The 2,363-nt window shown below is 68.0% G+C and carries 2 protein-coding genes; both read right to left on the bottom strand.

Going from position 1 to position 2,363, the window contains the following annotated elements:
• Window positions 1–55: 55 nt before the first annotated feature.
• Entirely contained in the window at window positions 56–826 is a 771-nt protein-coding gene (istB, locus tag IH25_RS0136670; protein WP_030621286.1) for an IS21-like element helper ATPase IstB, read from the bottom strand.
• Entirely contained in the window at window positions 823–2,238 is a 1,416-nt protein-coding gene (istA, locus tag IH25_RS0136665) for an IS21 family transposase (protein ID WP_030621284.1), read from the bottom strand. Before istA ends, istB begins: the two co-directional genes overlap by 4 nt.
• Window positions 2,239–2,363: the final 125 nt, after the last annotated feature.

Raw genomic sequence — 2,363 nt, 5'->3', positions numbered from 1 at the left:
TGTCCAGGTACTCGTGTGAGTGCACCACCGAGTACGAAGTTATGTGCACCACTCGTTAGGCCACGTCGGTGTCCCGTTCGATGGCCTGAAGGCGGTTCTTGAGCCGGTAGCTGTTGCCGTTGATCGAGACGACTTCGCAGTGGTGCAGGAGGCGGTCGAGGATCGCGGTGGCCAGGACCTCGTCGCCGAAGACCTGGCCCCATTCGCCGAAGGTCTTGTTCGAGGTCAGGATGATGGAGCCCTTCTCGTAACGCTTGGAGATGACCTGGAAGACGAGGTTCGCTTCGGTCCGCTCCAGTGGCTGGTAGCCCACCTCGTCGACCACGAGGACCGCGGGGCGGAGGTAGCTGGTGAGTTTGCTGATCAGCCGGCCCTGGTCCTCGGCGGCCTTGAGGTGGCGGACCATGTCGTCGAGGCTGGTGAAGTAGATCGAGTAGCCGGCCCGGCAGGCCGCGACGGCCAGGGCGACAGCGATGTGCGTCTTGCCGACCCCGGGCGGCCCGAGCAGGGCGACGTTGGCCTTGTCCGCGACGAAAGGCAGGGTGGCCAGGTCCTTGACCTTGCGCGGGTCGAGGTCGGGCTGGAAGGAGAAGTCGTAGTCCTCCAGCGTCTTGTGGTGCGGCAGCTTCGACAGCCGCAGGCCGTTGCGGAAGCGCCGGTCGTCGCGGACGGCGATTTCTTCGGCCAGCACCAGATCGAGGAAGTCGAGGTAGCCCATTTTCGCCTCGTCGGCCCGCTGGACGTACTGGTTCAGGGCCTCGGCCAGGTGCGGCAGGCCGAGCTTGGAGGCGGTGGTGCGGATGCGGGTGCTGGTCAGCTCGCTCAACGGGCTTCCTTGGTCGGGGCGGTGAAGGGACGGGTGCCGGTCAGCTCGTCATAGACCGACAGCGGGCGGCGGCCGACCTCGATGTTCGCGGCGGCGGCCCGGTTCAGCAGAGCCTGCAGCGGCCCGGCCTCCGCCTTCGGTGGCTGGCCGCGGCGGGGCGAGGGCAGAGCGTCGTCACCGGTGGTGACGCGGCGGCCGGCGCCGGTGGGAAGGCCGTCCCAGTGCGTCTCATCCACGATGCGGGCGCCCCGGCCAACAGCCCGCGGATGGACGGCCAACAAGGTCTGGCCGGTTGGGCCGGGGACGGTGGAGTGCAGGCTGACCTGGGACTTCGTGGCCCGGACCTCGACCAGCTGGCGGGGGCGGACCTTGCGGGCGGGCACCGAGTAGAGGTTCGCGTCGAAGGCGACCAGGCAGTCCTTGCCGACATGCCGCAGGTGCCGCTGGGTGACCACGTAAGGAGTCGCCGGCAGTGGACGCAGGGCCATGTGATCGCGCACGGCCCGGTGCCCGACTACTTCGCCGTGGGTGCCGTGCACCTTCGCCCGGCGCAGCGGGACCCAGGCGGCGAAAGCGGCGTTCAGCTCCTCGATGGAGGAGAAAGCCCGACCGGCCAGGACGTGGTCGCGGACGATGTTCACCTGCCGCTCGACCCGGCCCTTGCCCTGCGGCCGGTAGGCGGCCAGCACGTCGATGTCGAAGTCGTAGTGCCCGGCGAAGGCGACCGCTTCCGGGTGCAGCGGAACCGCCTCGCCGGGGGCGACGTGCCGGCGCACGACCGTTTTGGTGCGGTCGTAGACGATGCTCATCGGCACCCCGCCGAAGTGCGCGAACGCGGCCCGGTGGCAGTCGAAGAAGGTGGCCAGGTCCTGGCTGGTGGTGAAACAGCAGAACGGGTCGCGCGAGTACGACAGCGTCATGTGGAAGGAGTAGACCTTCGGGATGCCGACATGGGCGAGGATCTTGCCTTCGTCTCCCCAGTCGACCTGGGCCTGAGCACCCGGGACGACCTCGAAGCGCCGGTGCAGGCCCGCCAGCTCGCCCGGGCTGATGCCCAGTTCCTCCGCGATCCGGGGCCGGGCTTCCTGCAGATAGAGCTTCACCCGCTGGTAGTTGATGCTGACCCCGTACTCCTGGGCGAGGCGCTCGTGGATCACCTTCCCCTTGAGCAGGATCTCGGACCTGAGCATCGCGTCGATCAGCGGCGCGACCTCGTCCACCACCCACCGAGGCCGCTGATCTGCTGCTTCTCTCTTCGGCGGCGCGAGCGAGGCCGGGTCCTTGAGGTACTTGCTGACCGTCCGGCGGTTCAGCCCGGTCTCCTTCGCGATCTCCCGCAGGCTCATCGCACCGGACTCGTACAGCGGCCGGAACCGCCTCAACTCCAGCCATCGATGTGCATCCAAGACCATCGTCAGCCGCCTCTCTGCCGCCCCGAAACGACAGCAGCAGACTCACGGTCGGTACCCCGTCACCGCATCAGGAATGGTGCACTTTCATCCGTACGAGGTGGTGCACGTTCGCTTGTACGCCGACA

Source organism: Streptomyces achromogenes subsp. achromogenes (assembly GCF_000720835.1).
Taxonomy (GTDB): Bacteria; Actinomycetota; Actinomycetes; order Streptomycetales; family Streptomycetaceae; genus Streptomyces; species Streptomyces achromogenes.
Note: the sequence above shows the minus strand (reverse complement) of the source record. Positions and strands in the feature narration are given on the sequence as shown.

Coding starts and splice junctions, on each gene's coding strand:
- istA (WP_030621284.1), bottom strand. CDS start 2,238: ATGGTCTTGGATGCACATCGATGGCTGGAGTTGAGGCGGTTCCGGCCG.